The 16801-nt window shown below is 43.8% G+C and carries 13 protein-coding genes and 1 pseudogene; 2 read left to right on the forward strand and 12 right to left on the reverse strand.

Features of this window, described 5'->3' with window-relative positions:
• Position 1: 1 nt before the first annotated feature.
• From sbcD to AB4307_RS15455, 4 genes and pseudogenes are all read right to left on the reverse strand, one after another.
• The gene (gene sbcD / locus AB4307_RS15440; protein WP_017059194.1) at positions 2-1255 is read right to left on the reverse strand and encodes an exonuclease subunit SbcD; all 1254 of its coding nucleotides are present in this window, start codon (positions 1253-1255) and stop codon (positions 2-4) included.
• 213 nt (positions 1256-1468) lie between these two features.
• A pseudogene (locus AB4307_RS15445) lies at positions 1469-1642 on the reverse strand (porin family protein); the annotation flags it as partial.
• Positions 1643-1655: 13 nt separating this feature from the next.
• Positions 1656-2252 (reverse strand): LysE/ArgO family amino acid transporter, encoded by a 597-nt coding sequence (locus tag AB4307_RS15450; protein ID WP_372132369.1) that lies wholly within the window; start codon positions 2250-2252, stop codon positions 1656-1658.
• Positions 2253-2266: 14 nt separating this feature from the next.
• Entirely contained in the window at positions 2267-2791 is a 525-nt protein-coding gene (locus tag AB4307_RS15455; RefSeq protein WP_017066999.1) for a GNAT family N-acetyltransferase, read from the reverse strand.
• A gap of 458 nt (positions 2792-3249) precedes the next feature.
• Between AB4307_RS15455 and AB4307_RS15460 the strand changes: the two genes are divergently transcribed.
• Complete coding sequence (locus AB4307_RS15460) at positions 3250-3993, forward strand: class I SAM-dependent DNA methyltransferase (RefSeq protein WP_372132372.1); 744 nt, start codon at positions 3250-3252, stop codon at positions 3991-3993.
• 129 nt (positions 3994-4122) lie between these two features.
• Here AB4307_RS15460 and AB4307_RS15465 read toward each other — a convergent pair whose 3' ends face one another.
• From AB4307_RS15465 to AB4307_RS15480, 4 genes are all read right to left on the reverse strand, one after another.
• Complete coding sequence (locus tag AB4307_RS15465; protein WP_102321013.1) at positions 4123-6168, reverse strand: TonB-dependent receptor domain-containing protein; 2046 nt, start codon at positions 6166-6168, stop codon at positions 4123-4125.
• A gap of 181 nt (positions 6169-6349) precedes the next feature.
• Positions 6350-7270 carry a LysR family transcriptional regulator gene (locus AB4307_RS15470; protein WP_372132375.1) on the reverse strand — a complete coding sequence of 307 codons (921 nt, stop codon included), beginning with the start codon at positions 7268-7270 and terminating at the stop codon, positions 6350-6352.
• Positions 7271-7499: 229 nt separating this feature from the next.
• Complete coding sequence (locus AB4307_RS15475; RefSeq protein ID WP_372132378.1) at positions 7500-9689, reverse strand: immunoglobulin-like domain-containing protein; 2190 nt, start codon at positions 9687-9689, stop codon at positions 7500-7502.
• Between the two features lie 487 nt (positions 9690-10176).
• A complete protein-coding gene (locus tag AB4307_RS15480) occupies positions 10177-11175 on the reverse strand; it encodes an acetyltransferase (RefSeq protein ID WP_102321015.1) in 999 nt (332 codons plus the stop codon).
• A 239-nt stretch (positions 11176-11414) separates the two neighbouring features.
• Between AB4307_RS15480 and AB4307_RS15485 the strand changes: the two genes are divergently transcribed.
• Positions 11415-11654 carry a PAS factor family protein gene (locus tag AB4307_RS15485; RefSeq protein WP_004733935.1) on the forward strand — a complete coding sequence of 80 codons (240 nt, stop codon included), beginning with the start codon at positions 11415-11417 and terminating at the stop codon, positions 11652-11654.
• Positions 11655-11799: 145 nt separating this feature from the next.
• Here the strand turns inward: AB4307_RS15485 and AB4307_RS15490 are convergent, their stop codons facing one another.
• The 4 genes from AB4307_RS15490 to AB4307_RS15505 form a co-directional block, all read right to left on the reverse strand.
• Positions 11800-13524, reverse strand: a complete 1725-nt coding sequence (locus tag AB4307_RS15490) for a methyl-accepting chemotaxis protein (protein ID WP_372132419.1) — start codon at positions 13522-13524, stop codon at positions 11800-11802.
• A gap of 618 nt (positions 13525-14142) precedes the next feature.
• Positions 14143-14559 (reverse strand): MarR family winged helix-turn-helix transcriptional regulator, encoded by a 417-nt coding sequence (locus AB4307_RS15495; RefSeq protein ID WP_017059185.1) that lies wholly within the window; start codon positions 14557-14559, stop codon positions 14143-14145.
• Positions 14537-15532, reverse strand: coding sequence for a CDF family Co(II)/Ni(II) efflux transporter DmeF (gene dmeF / locus AB4307_RS15500; protein ID WP_372074061.1), 996 nt, complete (start codon positions 15530-15532; stop codon positions 14537-14539). The genes AB4307_RS15495 and dmeF overlap by 23 nt, the downstream gene beginning before the upstream one ends.
• Before the next feature lie 276 nt (positions 15533-15808).
• Complete coding sequence (locus tag AB4307_RS15505; protein WP_017059183.1) at positions 15809-16681, reverse strand: LysR family transcriptional regulator; 873 nt, start codon at positions 16679-16681, stop codon at positions 15809-15811.
• Positions 16682-16801: the final 120 nt, after the last annotated feature.

Here is a 16801-nt window from a genome sequence, read left to right on the forward strand (position 1 = left end):
ATTACTCTTCTACTTTATTGGGCGCTTGAGCGCTTTCAGACACTTCGACCATCACTTGTTTGAACTTCACCGTCATGCGCTCTAAACGCGCTTTTTCAGAATCGGTTTCAAACTCTTCTAAGGCAATACGCTTCGTAAACACGTCCATCGGGCTCAGTTCAGATAAGGTCTCTGCCGACTCTTGCTCTAATGCTTGATTACGACGCTCTCTTGCTCGGCGCAGTTGAAGTACTTCCACATTCAATCCTTCGGTCAGTGCGCGCATACGTTCTTGTAGATCCGACAAGTAATCTTGCGCTTGCACTTCTATCGATAACCATACGCTTTGGTCGCTATCTAAACCTATGTATTGGTTAAGCTGAGATTCGATCTCGCTCAAGTCGCCTTTGATTTCAGCTAGAGGTTGGAATGTGGGAACAGGCAGTTGAGAAATGGTGCGCTCACCTTCAACAAACTCAACCACACACACTTGTTTTTGAGACTTAAGTTCATCAAAACTTAGTGGGATTGGAGAGCCTGAATAACGAATGTATTCACGCTTTGCCACCACTTGTGGGCGGTGGATATGACCAAGTGCAATATAGTCTGCGTCTGGGAAGCCATCAGCGGCAAAACCATCAAGGTTGCCGACATAGATATCACGTACCGAATCCGATTGTTGAACACCCATCGCAGTTAAGTGGCCGGTAGCGATGATCGGCATGTGCTCGCTGTTTGCAAACGTCGCGCGCTTAGCAACCGCCGCATCATAAACACTTTGATAATGCTGTTTGATTGCATCGCCGAGTTGCTTCTGACGCTCAACGCCAGTGACACCCGCCTGGCTCATCAACACATCGCGAGGGCGAATAAAAGGAATGGCACAAACCAGCGCTTCTACATCGCCGTTCTTACCTTTTAGCTCGACAACCTGAGTCGCATGATCTTCATTGGTGTTCGGAATTACGTCTGCGCCCATGTACTTCAGTAATTGCTGTGTCTCCTTCAACACAGACACCGAGTCATGGTTACCACCTAATAACACCAATTGGCAACCGATCTTGTTCGAATCGACCACAAACTTGTTATACATCTCACGAGCGTAACTCGGCGGTGTACTGGTATCGAAAATGTCGCCAGCAACAATGATCGCGTCGATGTCGTGCTCTGTAACTTGCTCAAGTAACCATTGTAAAAACCGTTCATGTTCATTCTTACGGCTTTTATTGTAGAAGTTTTGGCCAAGGTGCCAATCGGACGTGTGAAGAATCTTCATTGCTGCTCACTGGAAGTCGGTAATACCTTTAATCTACCAAAATAGTCGAGATAATTCCCTTTTATAAGCTTGTGAAAACCAACTAATTTCAGGCTTTGGACCAACTCCGCCCATAGCGTGACCAATCGTTATTTTTGACATAAAAAAACCGCTCAACGTTAGAGCGGTTTTAGGTGTCCATAGCTTTAGCTTTAAGCTATTTCACAGAGGTCGTCAAAAATTGTACGAAGCGCCCAGAGTTACTGTGCTAAACGCTACATCACGGCTTGCCAGTCTATTACCATTCGGGCCGAAGAATTCGATATTTACTGCATCTGCTTGTGAGATTAAACGTAAGGTTAGGCTTTCTACTGGAGTGTATTCAACACCTATACCAAAATGGAAGCCTAATTACGCGCAGCTAGACAATCAAAGATATTGCAATAGATGCCATGATCACGCCAACGACAAATTCCAACACCTTCCACGCTCTCGGGTTCTTAAACATTGGAGCCAAGAAGCGAGCGCCATATCCAAGTGAAAAGAAGAACACGAATGACGCCGATACCGCCCCAGCGCCAAACAACATTTGATCCGGTTGATATTGAGTTGAGATAGACCCCAGCAATACCACAGTATCCAAATACACATGCGGGTTAAGCCAAGTGAACGCCAAACACATCGCAATCGCTTTGGTTAATGAGTCTTCAGTTTCTGCCGTGGCTTCTAAGGCGTGGTTTTCGGTAAATGCTGATCGGAAGCTTAAGAATGAATAGACACCCAAAAAGATAGCGCCACCATAACGGGCGAACTGCTCAATTTGTGGGAACTGTTTAACGATTGCGCCAAAGCCCGTCACGCCAAAGCTAATCAGTAAGGCGTCAGAAATGGCACATACAGCACAAACTGCCAATACGTGTTGGTTCTTAAGCCCTTGCTTTAAAACAAACGCATTTTGAGAGCCAATCGCAAGAATCAGCGAAAGGCCAAGGGAGAAACCTGCAAAGTAAGTCGACATCTAAGGCTAGCCTCTTAACGCAACTCAATACGCATAAACTGGCTGTGCGGATCCAACACATAATCAGCAAAGGGTTCACAGTATCCAAAGCCAAACTTTTCATACAGGTTACGTGCGGCCTTAAAGTAGTCTTCTGAGCCAGTCTCTAAGCTGATTGTTTGATACTGGCGAATGGCCGCTGTATCTAATACGTGTTGTAAAAGTTGGCTGGCAACACCTGACTTTCGAGCAAACTGTGAGGTCCTCATTGATTTGAGTTCAGCGTGTTGGGTATTCAGCTCTTTAATGGCGACACACCCAAGCAGTTGGCTGTCTTTCCAAGCACTGAAAAAGGTAATTTCTGGTGACTTGAGCCCATCTAGATCCAGTGCATGGACGCTTTCGGCTGGCGAAGTGGCGTACATATCAGCGAGGTGCTCTTCAAGTAATTCAATGACTTCCCCACCCGACAAGTCATCCACCTTAATTTCTATTGAAGCACTGCTTTCCAATGCTGTTCTATTTTCCATTGAACCCTGTGCATTTATTGCTGATGTCATTGTTTCAACTCTCCTTGTTTAGTTCGCTTATTTAGCTTGAGTGATTTGGTTTTTATCAACAGCCCACTTTCCTGAATTGTTTCCTTTTCAAGAACTCGGTTTGAATCAGTAAAATTACTGATTAATCATAAAATTATAAATGTCACACTGGGTTTACCTAGATACCATATTTTTCCTATCTCGTCTCGTGATAAAAGCGTTCCGCAAAGCCCGTATGGTCGCTGCATTGAGGGAGCAACACCTGTTTTAGTTAACGAATAAGTAGTCAGGGCAAAGTGAATAGCGATGACACGCGTACTGATGTTGTTGGCAGCTTAAACATCCCTTTAAACGGTCTCATTTAAAACGACCATAAGTTAGAAAATAAAACGCTTTCATTGATCGAATATTTGATTGCGATTTTCCAATTTCGGTATATGATGCGCCACCCTAATTTTTCAGCTTATGCTGCAGCAAATATGTCCGCCAACGCACTCTATACCGACCTATCCGGTTACTATGATTTAATGTGTGTAGATATTGACTACCAAACGCAAAGCAACTGCGTACGTAGACTCCATCAAATCTTTGGAAATGAAGGAAAAACACACCTCGATTTAGCTTGTGGCACTGGCCCACACGTTCGTCATTTTATTGATTTCGGTTACCAAAGCGGTGGCCTAGATATTAACAAGCCGATGTTAGATATCGCAGAAGTTCGCTGCCCGGAAGCCAAGTTCTCAGTACAAAACATGAGTAACTTTGAGGTCACGGAACCACTCGATCTTATTACTTGCTTCCTGTATTCCATCCATTACAACGATGGCCTAGAGAAGCTTAAAGAGTGTATTGAAAGTGTGCATCGCGCGTTGAAGCCAGAAGGTATTTTCTGTTTTAACGTGGTTGATAAAGACAAGATCAGCAACGACCTGTTTGTTAGACACACAAAAAACCAAGACAAAGACGATTTCACGTTCCGTTCTGGTTGGTATTACTCTGGTCAGGGTGATAAGCAAGCGCTAAAGCTTAGTATCGAGAAGACGACTGCTGGTGAAACTCAAGTATGGAATGATGAACACCCAATGGTGGCATTCTCGTTTAAAGAGTTAATCGAGATATTGAAGCCCTACTTCGAGGTTAATATCTTCGAGCACGATTACGACAAGCTGATTCCTTGGGATACTCAGTCCGGTAATGCGCTGATCACATGTGTCAAAATCTAGATTAATAGATAAACGGCAAATTAAACCAAATCTATAGATCAAAAAAGAACCCACACTCGCCATTCTCCTTTTAGAGCATCAGCCAGTGTGGGTTCTTTTGTATCAAGCTATCAGTTACTGAACTCTAAATTAGAAGTCCGCTGTCATACCTACGTAGTAAGTACGTGGCTCTTCAACATAGCCCATGCTCTCTAGCTCTTGTGATACAGCTTCGTCAGTTAAGTTCGTGATACCTGCACGTAGTCGTACTGAAGCATTCACGTTGTAGACAGCACCTAGGTTCAGCGTTGTGTAAGCGTCTTGAGTTAGATCGCTTTCGATCTGACGTTCACCACGGTAACGCGCACTCACGAAAGTACTTAGATCGTAAGTTGGGCTCCAGTTCAGTTTAACTAAACCCGAATGCTTGTAACGCTCAAGTAATTCGTCACCAGTAGACTTATCTTCAGTGTCTAAGAATGTGTAATTACCAGACACACCCCATTCATCAGTAATTTGGAATTGGCCTGTAAGCTCAGCACCTTGAACTACAGCCTCTGATACGTTTGTATAAGTACGCTTACCATTCACATAGCCAGTTGAGCTTGAACTATCAGCGCAACCTTTACCCGATTCAAACACTCCGCCGTTCTCACAATAGGTTTCATCACGATCAATTAGGTCGTTGATTTCATTTCGGAATAAGGCACCTTCAACATTCCAACGAGGTTGGCTATAAATCGCAGCGATCTCATAGTTCAAGCTGGTTTCGGGCTTAAGATCTTCATTACCATGTAAATCACATACGCCTTTACAGCTATTAACTGTGTAGTCTGTCTGATTTTGAGTCAATGTTGGTGCTTTAAATGCTTTACCCACACCACCCTTGATGATCAGGTCATTCGTTGTTTGATGAACCAAGTACACACGTGGGCTGAACTCTTCACCGTACAGTTCATGCTTATCTAAACGACCACCAATGGTTGCCGTTAGTTGATCCGTCATTAACCATTGGTCTTGAACAAATAACGCACCTTGATAAGCTTCAGATGTACCATTGACTAAGTTTTCTTTGTTGGTTAATTCACTCAACTGGTAGTCCATACCAAACGTTACGGTGTGACTATCACCAAGATAAGTGGTCGCCGAAGCTTCAACAATTTGAGTCAGTTCTTCGATGTCACTGCTATAGTTAGTATCTGAGTCCGCAGCATCATTATCTGTCACATTTTCACGTGAATAACGTACTTGCGTGTCACCCCAGCTCCAAAAACCACTATGTGTGATCGCTTGGCTCTGACGTACAACACGTGTGTCAGACTCAATCACAGATGATACGTTTTCCGCAGATGACTCACGTTCGTCGTCACTGTAACCAAAATCGAAATCAATGGTTTGGTTGTCTGTTGCATTCCATGTCAGGCTCGCGAGTAAGCTTAATGTCTCTCTTTCTTCTAACGCAGTAATGTCTGAACGATCGTAACCAGAGCTATGCGTACCAGAATAGGGTTGCCAAGCATCACGGCTAGTTTGGTTAACAGATAGGCGAGCAAACAACTCGTCTTCAATCAACGCACCAGATGTCGTGAAGCCCATCGAATACTCTTCCCCTCCATCACCATCAAGTGGAGATGAAGTGTCCATGCTCAGTGTAGAGCTCCAATCGTTTTCTGGAGCCTTAGTGATGATGTTGATTGTACCGCCCATACCATCTGAACCGTAAAGTGCAGACATTGGGCCACGGATTATTTCAACACGTTCGATCGAATCAGCAGGAATCGTTGATAGGTCAAAGTCGTTACCACGGATGATGGCACTTGCAGAGCTTAAACGACGACCGTTCACCATGATAAGAGTGTAATCTGAATCCATACCACGAATAGAGATCATCTGACGGCCAGCACGTGTGCTATCAAAATCAGACTCAACACTCGTTGATTCGGCAACGATGTCTGCCAAGGTAATACCAGGGCTGTCTTCAATGTCTTGCGCGGTGATAACCGACATTGAAGCTGGCGCTTGTTTTAGTGCCATCTCGGTACGAGTTGCCGTAACAACCATTTGTTCATCTGTTGCTTGCGCTTCTTCTTGCGCTAACACGTTAGCTGAAAGTGAGGTACAAATAACAGCGACTGCGATCGAAAGGGGTTTACGAACCAAAAGAGGTTTGCGAATCAAAAGAGATCTCTCAGACATGATATTCATTCTTATATGTGATTAGTAATGATAATGATTTTCATTAAACAACCAACTACCATTCTTATCAACGAAAGTTTCATACCAAAAATCGATTCTCGTTATTCACCATACAAATAATGAAAGAGATCTATATCCAACTCGATAGGTATTCGTAATTTTCATTCACCCTGCAGATGGATTATGTATAAAGCTCTTTGAATATATTGCGAACCCAGCGACACATCGGGTCGTTATGAAAGCGCTTATGCCAGTATAAGTAGACGTCTTCTGATGGGTGGCGCAACGCTTTAGGCACGCGTTTACAAACAAGATCTCTTTGCGTAGCGGCTTGTTGAGCAAAAGGTGTCGGTAAATGAAAGATGATGTCGGTTGCTTCTGCCATATCCGGCGCGACGTTAAAATTGGAAAGCTGAATTGGAATGGACAGCTGGCGCTGCTTATCAATCAAGCCAAGATCTTTAAATCGACTTTCGATCGAGAGCTTCTTATCCCCTTGCAGTGAGATTTGACCAAGTTGGCTATTCAACAAGTCATCAACCGTGATCTCTTTGTCCGCCAAAAGATGTTTTTTACTCATCAGCAAACGGTAATCGCGGCTAATCACGAACATTCGATACAAATTTTGCTCTGAACTTAACGGCTCGTGGGTCGACAACACAAAGTGCGCATCACCGGATAACAGAGGCTCAAAGTGTCGTTTAGGAATCGAGTCGATATCAACAGTCATGTTTGGCGCTTGTTGACGTATCTCCGCAACTACCTTGGGCAGCAAGTGCGCGACATTAGGCACTAAACCAAAGAAGCGAACCGTACTGTCACTGCTTTGCGGTTCGAATACATCGCCATGTACCAGCTTTTCTAAACGTGTCAGTACCGAATTGAGATCTTGCTTAATGGCTTCTGCTTTTGGCGTTAACTCATAGCCATAAGCCGCTCGCACCAATAGATCATCATTGAAAACGGTACGCAGTTTTTGCAGAGATCGGCTCACCGTAGGTTGGCTCATATCCAGCGCCAATGCCGTGTTGGAAACGTGCTTCTCTTCAAGAAGGTGTTTAAGAATAACGAGTAGATTGAGGTCGACTTGAGCAAGATTCATTATGCAAATATTAACAATATATAAAATTCAATGTGCGCATAGTGCTATTTCTTAACATGTAATACAATTGATAATCACTCCTATTTTGATCTAGAGCAATATGCAGAGCAGAGTTTAAGGTTAAGTGGGTTTTAAAGCTCTAAGTCAGAACTGTTTAAACATAAAAAAGAGAGGCACAATGGCCTCTCTTTGATCGTCTACTTTATATTGCTAGCGTTGAGCTATCAGACTACAGCTTTGTCCAAGCATCTTGCCAGTATTGGCTATCTGCTGGAGCGTAAGACGCGCTTGCACACCATGCCGTGTATGGCCAAGGCTTACATTCGTACAAGCCATTATCGCTGCCGACCACAATGTCACCCGCTGCGTAGTTTGTGCCCGCTTCATATGGAGGGTAATCACCTGGAGGAGGTGTTGTTCCGCCACCGTCTTTAACAGCGAACGAATCGTTTACCATCACCATTTCACCGTCAGATGCTTTACCGACTACTTCAAGTGCATATTGCCCTTCCGCTACATCGTATAAGTCGATGGTAATAGCACGGCTGTCCGTTACGTTAACCTTAGTTTGCTCAACCATAGTACCTGCACTGTTGATCACCATAGCGGTAACATCTAATGCTTCATTTGATGTCAGTGTCAGATCTAAACGCACGTTGCCGTTATCTGGCGCATATTGTGATTGAAGTCCTGAAACCGAAAGCTCTAAGTCATCGCCCGGATCTGGGTTACCACCACATGAAGAGTCTGAAACTTTTCTCCAAACGCCCCACTCACCTGTTGTTCCTGGCTCTTCGCCGCGAGTGTACCAACCTGCTCCCCACGTTGAACCGTCATGAGATACTTGATCACCTTCAACATAAACGGTGTCGGCATCCCATGCCGCAGCACAGTTAGAACCATCAGTCACAGACACTTTACGGTCAACGGTTACGGTTTGGTTCGCGCTGTCTGTCACGCTATACACAAGTGTGTAGTTGCCGATTTCATTTACATCGACACTGCCAGTGTGTGTAATAGTGCTTGTCAGGTCGCCATCTTCAGCATCATTCGCCGTCACGCCTGCCATAGCATCAAATGCAGTACCCAACACAACTGTTGTGTCAGATACGCCATTAAATACTGGCTTCTGGCTGTAAACCTCTACCGTTCTCGCTTTAGTGGTTTCGTTGTTATCGCTGTCTTTCACTCGGTAAGTCAAAACGTAAGTGCCAATAACACTGGTTTCAACGTAACCTTCAACATCGATTGATGACGTTAGATCGCCGTCTTCTTTGTCTGTTGCCGTCACGCCATCCATAGGATCAAACGTTGTGCCGTGAAGAACACGCGTATTTTCGACACCTTTAAGAACGGGCTCGCCCTCGACTGGTGGTGGCGTTACCTGACCGTGTACAAACGGGCCGTAGTCTTTAATGAACTGCTCGTTGTATTGTTGGCCGTTTTTGTTGGTGCCCATGTCCCAGTTGATAGACCAAGTCATCACACCACGTAGCGGTTGACCTTGCGCCGTTAGGCTATCAAATGCGTCGTATAAATCTTGTGGCTCTTGTACAAAACCGGTTGCTGCAGCATCGATGCTTGAAGGAATACCAAACACGAGCTTGTCATGTGGGATCTTGTGGAAACCACGCGTTCCGTTGATAAGAGAATCAGAAATGTAGTAGATGAATTCTTCTTTTAACGCATCGTTGTTTTGAGCAATCCAACCCACGCCTTCAACCCAGATACCATCGCCACCTTGGTTGTAAAATTGTGGGTTAATCCAGTCGTAGTAGCCTTCTAGATTATCGATATAAGGAACGTACTTACCGCCTGTCGTTAGATACGGGAACTCAGGCGCCATTGTAATAAGGAAGTTTTTACCTTCTGCGCGGTAGTGATCTTTCACTAGCTTAAGTGCATCCGGAATCACGGTTTGGTTGTTTGCGGCGGTTACGGCTGCTTGTTCAAGGTCAATATCTAGGCCATCGAAGCCGTAACGCTCGGTAAGACGGATAATCTCATCAGCAAAGGCTCTTTCATCACCGGTTTCTAGCTCTACGTGTGCATCAGCACCACCCAAAGCCAACAGTACAGAGCGACCTTGCTTGTTGAGCTCAGAGATTTGGTCAATAAATTGTTCTTCTGAAAGCCCAATGGTTGGGTCCAGTTTAAAAGTTGGGATTCGACCATCAGCCACATCGTAAACCTTCATGAATGACACATTCACGATGTTGTACATTGGGTTCACTTCATCCAACGTCACACATGGCGCATTACCACCTTGGTAGCCGCCACCGTCACACCAGTTATGCCAATAGCCAACCACGACGCCAGAGTCTGGATTCGTCATATCTGAACCATTCGCATAAACAGCGCCAGACATAGCCGCCATGCCGACCGATACTGCTAATTGTAGAGCTTTACGTTTCAACATTAGTCCCACTTCCTTACTTAACAGCTGTGCCAATCACAACCGAACCAATTCATTGTAATCATGAATATTTATAGAGAAGTAATGGAATTTATAGGAAAAGATGACCTTTGATTTAACTTGTGATTTTAAGTCACAGATTGAATATCAGAATCAATATGATTTTGACTTTTCATTCAAATTGAAATGCTAAAAACTGTTATTTTCGGCTGAATGCATTGACCATATAAATATTTAATCAACCTTAATTCACTATGATAATTAACCAAAAATATAAAAAATCACCGATAGGAAAAAATAAACTTTAAATCGGCAAAAATCATCCCAAATACGCCGTAATTACTGACCTAAGACCAGATACCATTGCGAGTGATATCACTAAAACAGCCTGGATATAGCCATCATACATGTGCTAGCAATACGCACGTATAACGGAATATAGGAGCAAGAATTTGTAGGATTTTGAATGTATACGTCGGGAGTTTTTCAGTTAACCGTCAGTGCCAGATGAATAATATGCATCCAATAGTGAAATAAAATTCACCTTATCAAGTTCATTAAGTTGATTAATTCCAGCCGCTGCTTTTCTTCCTCCGCCAGTCGCAAAACTTGAGCAAATTTCGTCTGCACCCGTTCTATTTGATAATGGCGCACGTAAGCTCACCGTGTAAGACTCGCCGTCTTGGTTTTTCGTTAATACTGCTTGCGCTCGGTTTGGATCTTGATTAACGATTTCATTACCAAATACGCCACTGATGCGCCTTGCCCACGTCTCACCTGGCAGTTCAAACACACGTGCGACTTCACTTTCATAAACAGGAGCAAGGTTTGATAACTGCTGGCGATCATTTTGATAAGCATCTCGTAGTCGATAAAACACAGAGTCTTTATCATCCAAAAGATCAAACGGATTCGGGTATTGATAAAGGGTTTTGTAGAGCTCAGCTGGCGTGAAATGCAAATCACTCAGTGACGAACCGTAACCGTTGTAGTTAACCAAGGTACCTAGCTCTTCTAGAAACTCTTTTTGAGATTGAGCGAATCCATTTTCATCCGCTAGCCGCGCCGCCACCGTTTTTAGATTGTCGCCAAAGGCAGCTGCGATTGCCCAAGCCACATGCGCACCATTCAGCTTCTGGTTAATCAGCAAGCTCGTGCAGCTCTCTGGCGCGGTATCAATCAGAGTATCTAAATGACTAGAAGTTGGGACATCCCCTGTTCGGTGGTGATCGCAATAAAATACATTGATGTTTGCGTCTAGCAGTGAGTGCAATGCAGGCAGGTTTTTCTCCATCGATACATCTAAAACGGTAACGGAAGAAACATCACCTTGCTTACCCGGCTCCATAGTTTGAGTAACAACTTGAGAGACCAACTTAATATCACGCTTAACACCAGTAATGAGCACGCTCTCTCTTGGCTCACTTAATCGCAGCTGTAACAACGCGATTATGCCATCTGCGTCTCCGTTGAATACGTCGTAGTGCATGTTGTTCCTCTTCCTATAGATTTAACCGTTTGCCAGAAACGCGCCAATTCGTTTGTGTGTTCGATAGTCTGTCATTATTTTAGTTATATTTCACAGATACTTAAGTCTATTTTGGAATGCCTTATTCTCATTAGATTGAAAAGATAAACACATTAATAATATTGTATGACTTATATCACAGTAAAAGAATACGAAAAGATTATAAAATAAGCGCCTCCCACTTAATGATAAAGAGACGAATGAACACTACCACCACTCTTGTTTATGACACTTTGAAAAGCCTTGCTGCTCACGCTCCTGAGCAACATGCCGAGATTCGCCAGCGTTTATATGAGCAGTTGAGCCTGCCATTTAACAAGCAGCTCTCGTTATACGCTAATGTGCTTGGTCCTATCAGCTCAGGTAAGTTAGCGGGATGCGACAATATTGATAAAGCGGTTGAACTGGCACTGGATGTGCTGGAAGGCCGAAATAAGTAGTCCCCCCTTTAATACGTAATATAACGGCCCAGATCTTCCCCCAGATCGGGCCGTTTTTTTATTCTCGTCATTTATCTATTTGAATTTCAGGCACAAAAAAGGCGTAGATGATCCACGCCTTTTGTTTTAGTAAGTTCTATGTTGTTTATGAAGTCTTGAACTGCGCGACCGCTTGGTCCATATCGTTCGCTTGCTCTGCTACCTTGTCCACTTCAACTAAGCAATGCTGCGCCGAAGCGTTATTGTCGTTCGAGATAGTGTTCAGCTCAGTAATTGAGTCACTCACTTGCGCCATTACTGCGCCCTGCTCTTCAATCGCTGAAGCAATACGTTCTGAATTACCTTGGATGCTTTCCATGTCGCTCAAGATAAGTTGCAAGCTCGCATCCAGCTCTTCCGAATCTTTCAGCGTTAGTTGACCTTGTTGATTACACTCGCCAATCTCTGCCATCGACGCCTGCATCTGGCTTTGAATTGCACTCACCACTGAAGTTATCTCTGTGGTCGATTGATGCGTTCTGCTTGCTAGTGCGCGTACTTCATCGGCAACTACCGCAAAGCCACGACCTTGTTCACCCGCACGTGCTGCTTCAATTGCTGCGTTCAATGCCAATAGGTTAGTTTGTTCTGCAATGCCTTGGATGATGTTTACTGCATCGCCGATCTGGTCAACATGATGGTTCAGTGAACTGATCGAATCTTGGCTGCTTGAAAGACGTTCAGACAACTGGGTGATGTTGCTGATGGTTTCAACCACCACTTCACGGCCTTTATCGGCATTCACTTTCGCTTGATGTACACCTTCAGCGGCAACCGATGTGCTTTCAGAGATCTCGCCAATGGTGAGTACCATCTCTTGAACTGACGTTGTCATTGTAGATGTGTGATTTGCTTGAACTTCAAACTGTTTGATTACTGACTCTAGCTCATCATGCATGTTCGATGTGCTTTGTGTCAGTTGCAGTGACTTAGATTGAGAGGCAGCGATAAGCCCTTCCAGTTGATCCAACAGTTGGTTGAAGTATTGGCCTAGCGTGCTGAGTTCGTCTTTACCATCTAGGTGAGAGCGAATAGACACGTCGTTTGAGTTAACGATATTACGGATAACCGAAAGCAGTGACTCAATTTTGCCAATGATAGAACGGACGATTAACCAGCTGAACAGAATGATCGACACAAGTAGTGTGACGCAAAGGATGTTGTTGATCAGCGATAGTTTGTCCATCTCTTGCTGCGTTTGTTGGTCTAGCACCGCGGAGAACTCTTTAAATTGAGTTTCGATAGCATGAGAACCCGAGCGAGCTTGCCCAAGCAGACCTTCGTTGTGCTTCAAGCCAATCACTCGCTTCTGTTCAACCACTTGACGTGCAGCATCTATCAAAGCAGTTGAGCTTCCAACATTAGAAGTAATAGAAAGAACACTCGGATCGAACTCACCCTGTTCAATTAAGTCATTGAACAGGTAAAGCTCGATTTTTTGTTCAGCACTGGCTGTCGCGCTGATGTTATCGAGCAAAACATGAAACTCGCCTAGCATGCCTTTGTCGCGTGCTAGCCCATAGACTTCGCTCGCTTTAACTAGGTTAACAAAGCTGGTGTGGTAGGTTTCGATGTCTTCACGTAGGTGTGTGCTGTTGGCTAAGCCTAAATCACTGAGCACTGTATCTAGTTCGGATTCAGACGCTAAGAATTTGTTGTAGTTTACGTCGAACTTGTCGAGGTATTTCATATCGCTACGCAGCAAGAAATCTTTCTCGTTACGGCGAAGGTTGAGCAAGCGCACTTCAAGTTCTTTGGTAATTTGTTTGGCTTCACTCATTTGAGCGGTGGTGTCTGCAAATTGCGATGTGGTAAACAGCAGTGAAATCATGCCGAAGATGGAGAACATCCCCAACGAATAGAGCTTTTTCTTTATGTTCATATACGTGGCTCGTCTTTACTAAATTAACTATGAGTATCCAAATAAATCGCATCAAAGAATGGATATCCAACTTGCGCGACCTGATTATTGTTATGGTTTTTATATCGATAATGAGCGTCTAAAACTGTGGCTTCTAAGTCCACTAGCTATGACGTTCTTAATTGCATTTAAACAGCAAATGAAACAGCCAACTAAACTTAAATTCATCAATAACACAAATTTATTACATGTACATTAGTTGAATGATAAAAGTGAGAGACAGCTATTTGACGGAGCGTAAAGGCTTGAACACCTTGCTATGTAAGGCTTTGAATTAAAAAACTTTGGGCAATTATTGACCTTAGGGTTAGAAATGACACTTTTTTGGCTCATCAGAGGAGCAAGAACGAAGCGCAATATTGGAGGTTTTGACTTGATTTTTAAACGGTGAATCCATCGATTGGTGATTGTACAGTCGATCGTAAATGGTAAAAAAAATGGACCTACTCAATTCGAGTCAGGTCCATTTTTGAATTTATTAATCAATCGCTTTGCAGCTAATAAATTAGGGTGCGAACTTAAAGCTGACTAAAATGCTTTCACCATCTTGGTTAGGCACTTCAATAATACCGCTTTCTCGTCTTCTTCGATGTCTTGCGTCAGCTCATTAACCAAATTCAAGTGAAGCTGGTTATGGTGGACGTGGATCTTCTGACCTTCATCAGTTAATGCCACCACAATTGCACGACGATCCGTTGGGTGTTCATGGCGTTCAATCAATTCAGCTTTAACCAGCTTTTCGATTTGAACAGTAAGTGTACCCGTGGTGATACCTAACTTTTCAGCGAGCTCTTTCATTCTTAACGCGCCATGCATACCAAGTACTTCAATGGTGTGTACTTGAGCCAGGGAATAACCCGTCTCTTTGACAACAGACTGCTCCCACGAAGACATTTTATCGTAGAACTCAGTCAGTATTTGGTTAAGCTGTTCTATATTTCGCATGGTCGTTTGAATGCACTTCAAGAGTAAGATGATTAATCTTATCAAACTTGGCGAGCATTTGTTTATATTCAGAGACGGTTTTATCACTGTTTGATTCAAGAGTAATCGCTGCTGAATAGTGATGCCCACTCACCTTCCACATATGGAAATCGGTGACCGACGCATAAGGCGTTAAGGTTTTGGTCACTGAGTCACGATAATCTTGGTCGATATTCTCATCCAGCAGGATTGGGCTGGTTTGTTTCATAAGGTTCATCGTCCACTTAGCAATCACGAATGCGCCAACCATTCCCATTGCTGCATCTAACCAGTTCCAACCGTAAAACTTACCAAATAGCAGCGCAACAATCGCAAGCAGCGAAGTTAGAGTATCCGCCAACACATGCATGTAGGCTGCGCGTAGGTTGTGATCATGATGGTGTCCGTGATGCTCGCCATGTTTATGACCACGGTCGCTGTCGTGCTCATGGCTATGTGAATGACCGTGATTCTTACTATGATTGTGGCCATGCTCGTGTCCGTGATCATGATGGTGATCGCCAAGTAAAAACATACTCACCACATTCACAGTTAAACCAATACAAGCAACGATGATCGCTTCATTGAACTGAATCGCTTGTGGGTTAAACAAACGATGTACTGATTCCACCAGCATCAACAATGCCACAATCCCCAATGCAATCGCGCTGGTGTAGCCCCCTAACACGCTGACTTTGCCAGTACCGAAAGAGAAACGTTCGCTCTCGGCATGTTTCTTCGCATAACGGTATGCAAATAAGGTGATACCAAACGCTGCGGCGTGCGTCCCCATGTGCCAACCATCGGCAAGCAATGCCATCGAGCCGTAAATAGTACCTGTAACAATTTCGACAACCATGGTAACGACGGTCAATAACAGGACATAGAACGTGCGTTTCTCACCTTGACTGTTATGTGAAGAAAAGTTGTGTTGGTGACGTGTTGGAAAACTCAAAATGGCGTCCTTAGCTTGTGTTTGTGGTTAGATGATCGTTGCAAATAAAAGCCCTTTGATTGACAAGTAATTTGATAATCAAAGTAATAATTTGAAATTTAGTTTGATTATCAAACTTTGTCAACGATGAATTTTGAAACTCTGATTTGCGGGACGAATAGTTGATGGTGAGCGCTAGTTTGTTCCAAAGATTATTGATTCAGTAAAAACGAGGCTTTCCAGGGACAAAAAAGCCCACTCGAGGTGGGCTGATTGAGTCAAACTCAATGATTGTATTTATTTGTTTTGCAATGAAATAATCTCATCATTCACCCAACCTAACAGCTGCTTGGTTGCTTTCGACAAGACTTGGTTCTGCCGAACAATATAACCAAGACTGGTGCTCGAGAAGTTGGTCAATGGTGTCACTTTCGAATGCAGGTGCTGCTTGGTTGATACCGCAAACTCCGGGACAATAGCCACACCAAATCCCGCTTCTGCCCAGTCGATTTGAGCATCGACACTCCCTACTTCCATCACCCTATAATTAGGTAGATTAAGGCTTGGTAAACCTTCATCAATAAAGTCACGCGTTCTCGTATCATGACCTAGTAGAATCAAAGTGAGCTCTGCATCAGAGTCTCGGATATCAAACCCATCGCCAAGCGCACACCAAGAAAGCTCTTGCAGCTTAGTGAAATACAAAGACTCGTTGTGCTGCTCTTTGGCGATAACAAAACCAATATCCGCTTGAGCATTTTTAACTAAATTCGATGCCTGAGATGACGTGGTATTCAAGAGTGTAAGGTCAATACCGGGATACTGCGCTTTGAACTTCTGGAACGGACGAATTAGCAAAAATCGAGAAATGATGTCACTTACGGCAATGGTTAACGTCCCTATTTTAAGGTCGTTAATGGCATTGAGATCGGCCTGACAAATCTGCAGTTCGAGTAGCGTTCTTTGGCTTGTTTCCAATAGCCGTTCACCCGCTTGAGTCAATTGAAAAGGGCTTCTCTCTATCAACTTTATGCGTGTTTGTTGTTCCAGTTGTTTTAGGTGCAAACTCACATTGGGTTGTGTCATGTGCAGTGCATTGGCCGCTTTCCCAAAATGCTTGTACTCCGCAAGCGTCACAAACGTCTTCAACAAATTAATATCGAGCATCATGTCCTCTCTCTCGTGTCACTAATATCATTCCCTAAAAGTAAAGAATGCCCCATCGTCATTCCCTACAGTGAGGAACGAACGTGATAGGGAATCTCGTTTGTAGCTTAAGACTTTAAGGAT

The organism is Vibrio sp. 10N.261.52.C2, assembly GCF_041471425.1.
Lineage (GTDB): Bacteria > Pseudomonadota > Gammaproteobacteria > Enterobacterales > Vibrionaceae > Vibrio > Vibrio crassostreae_C.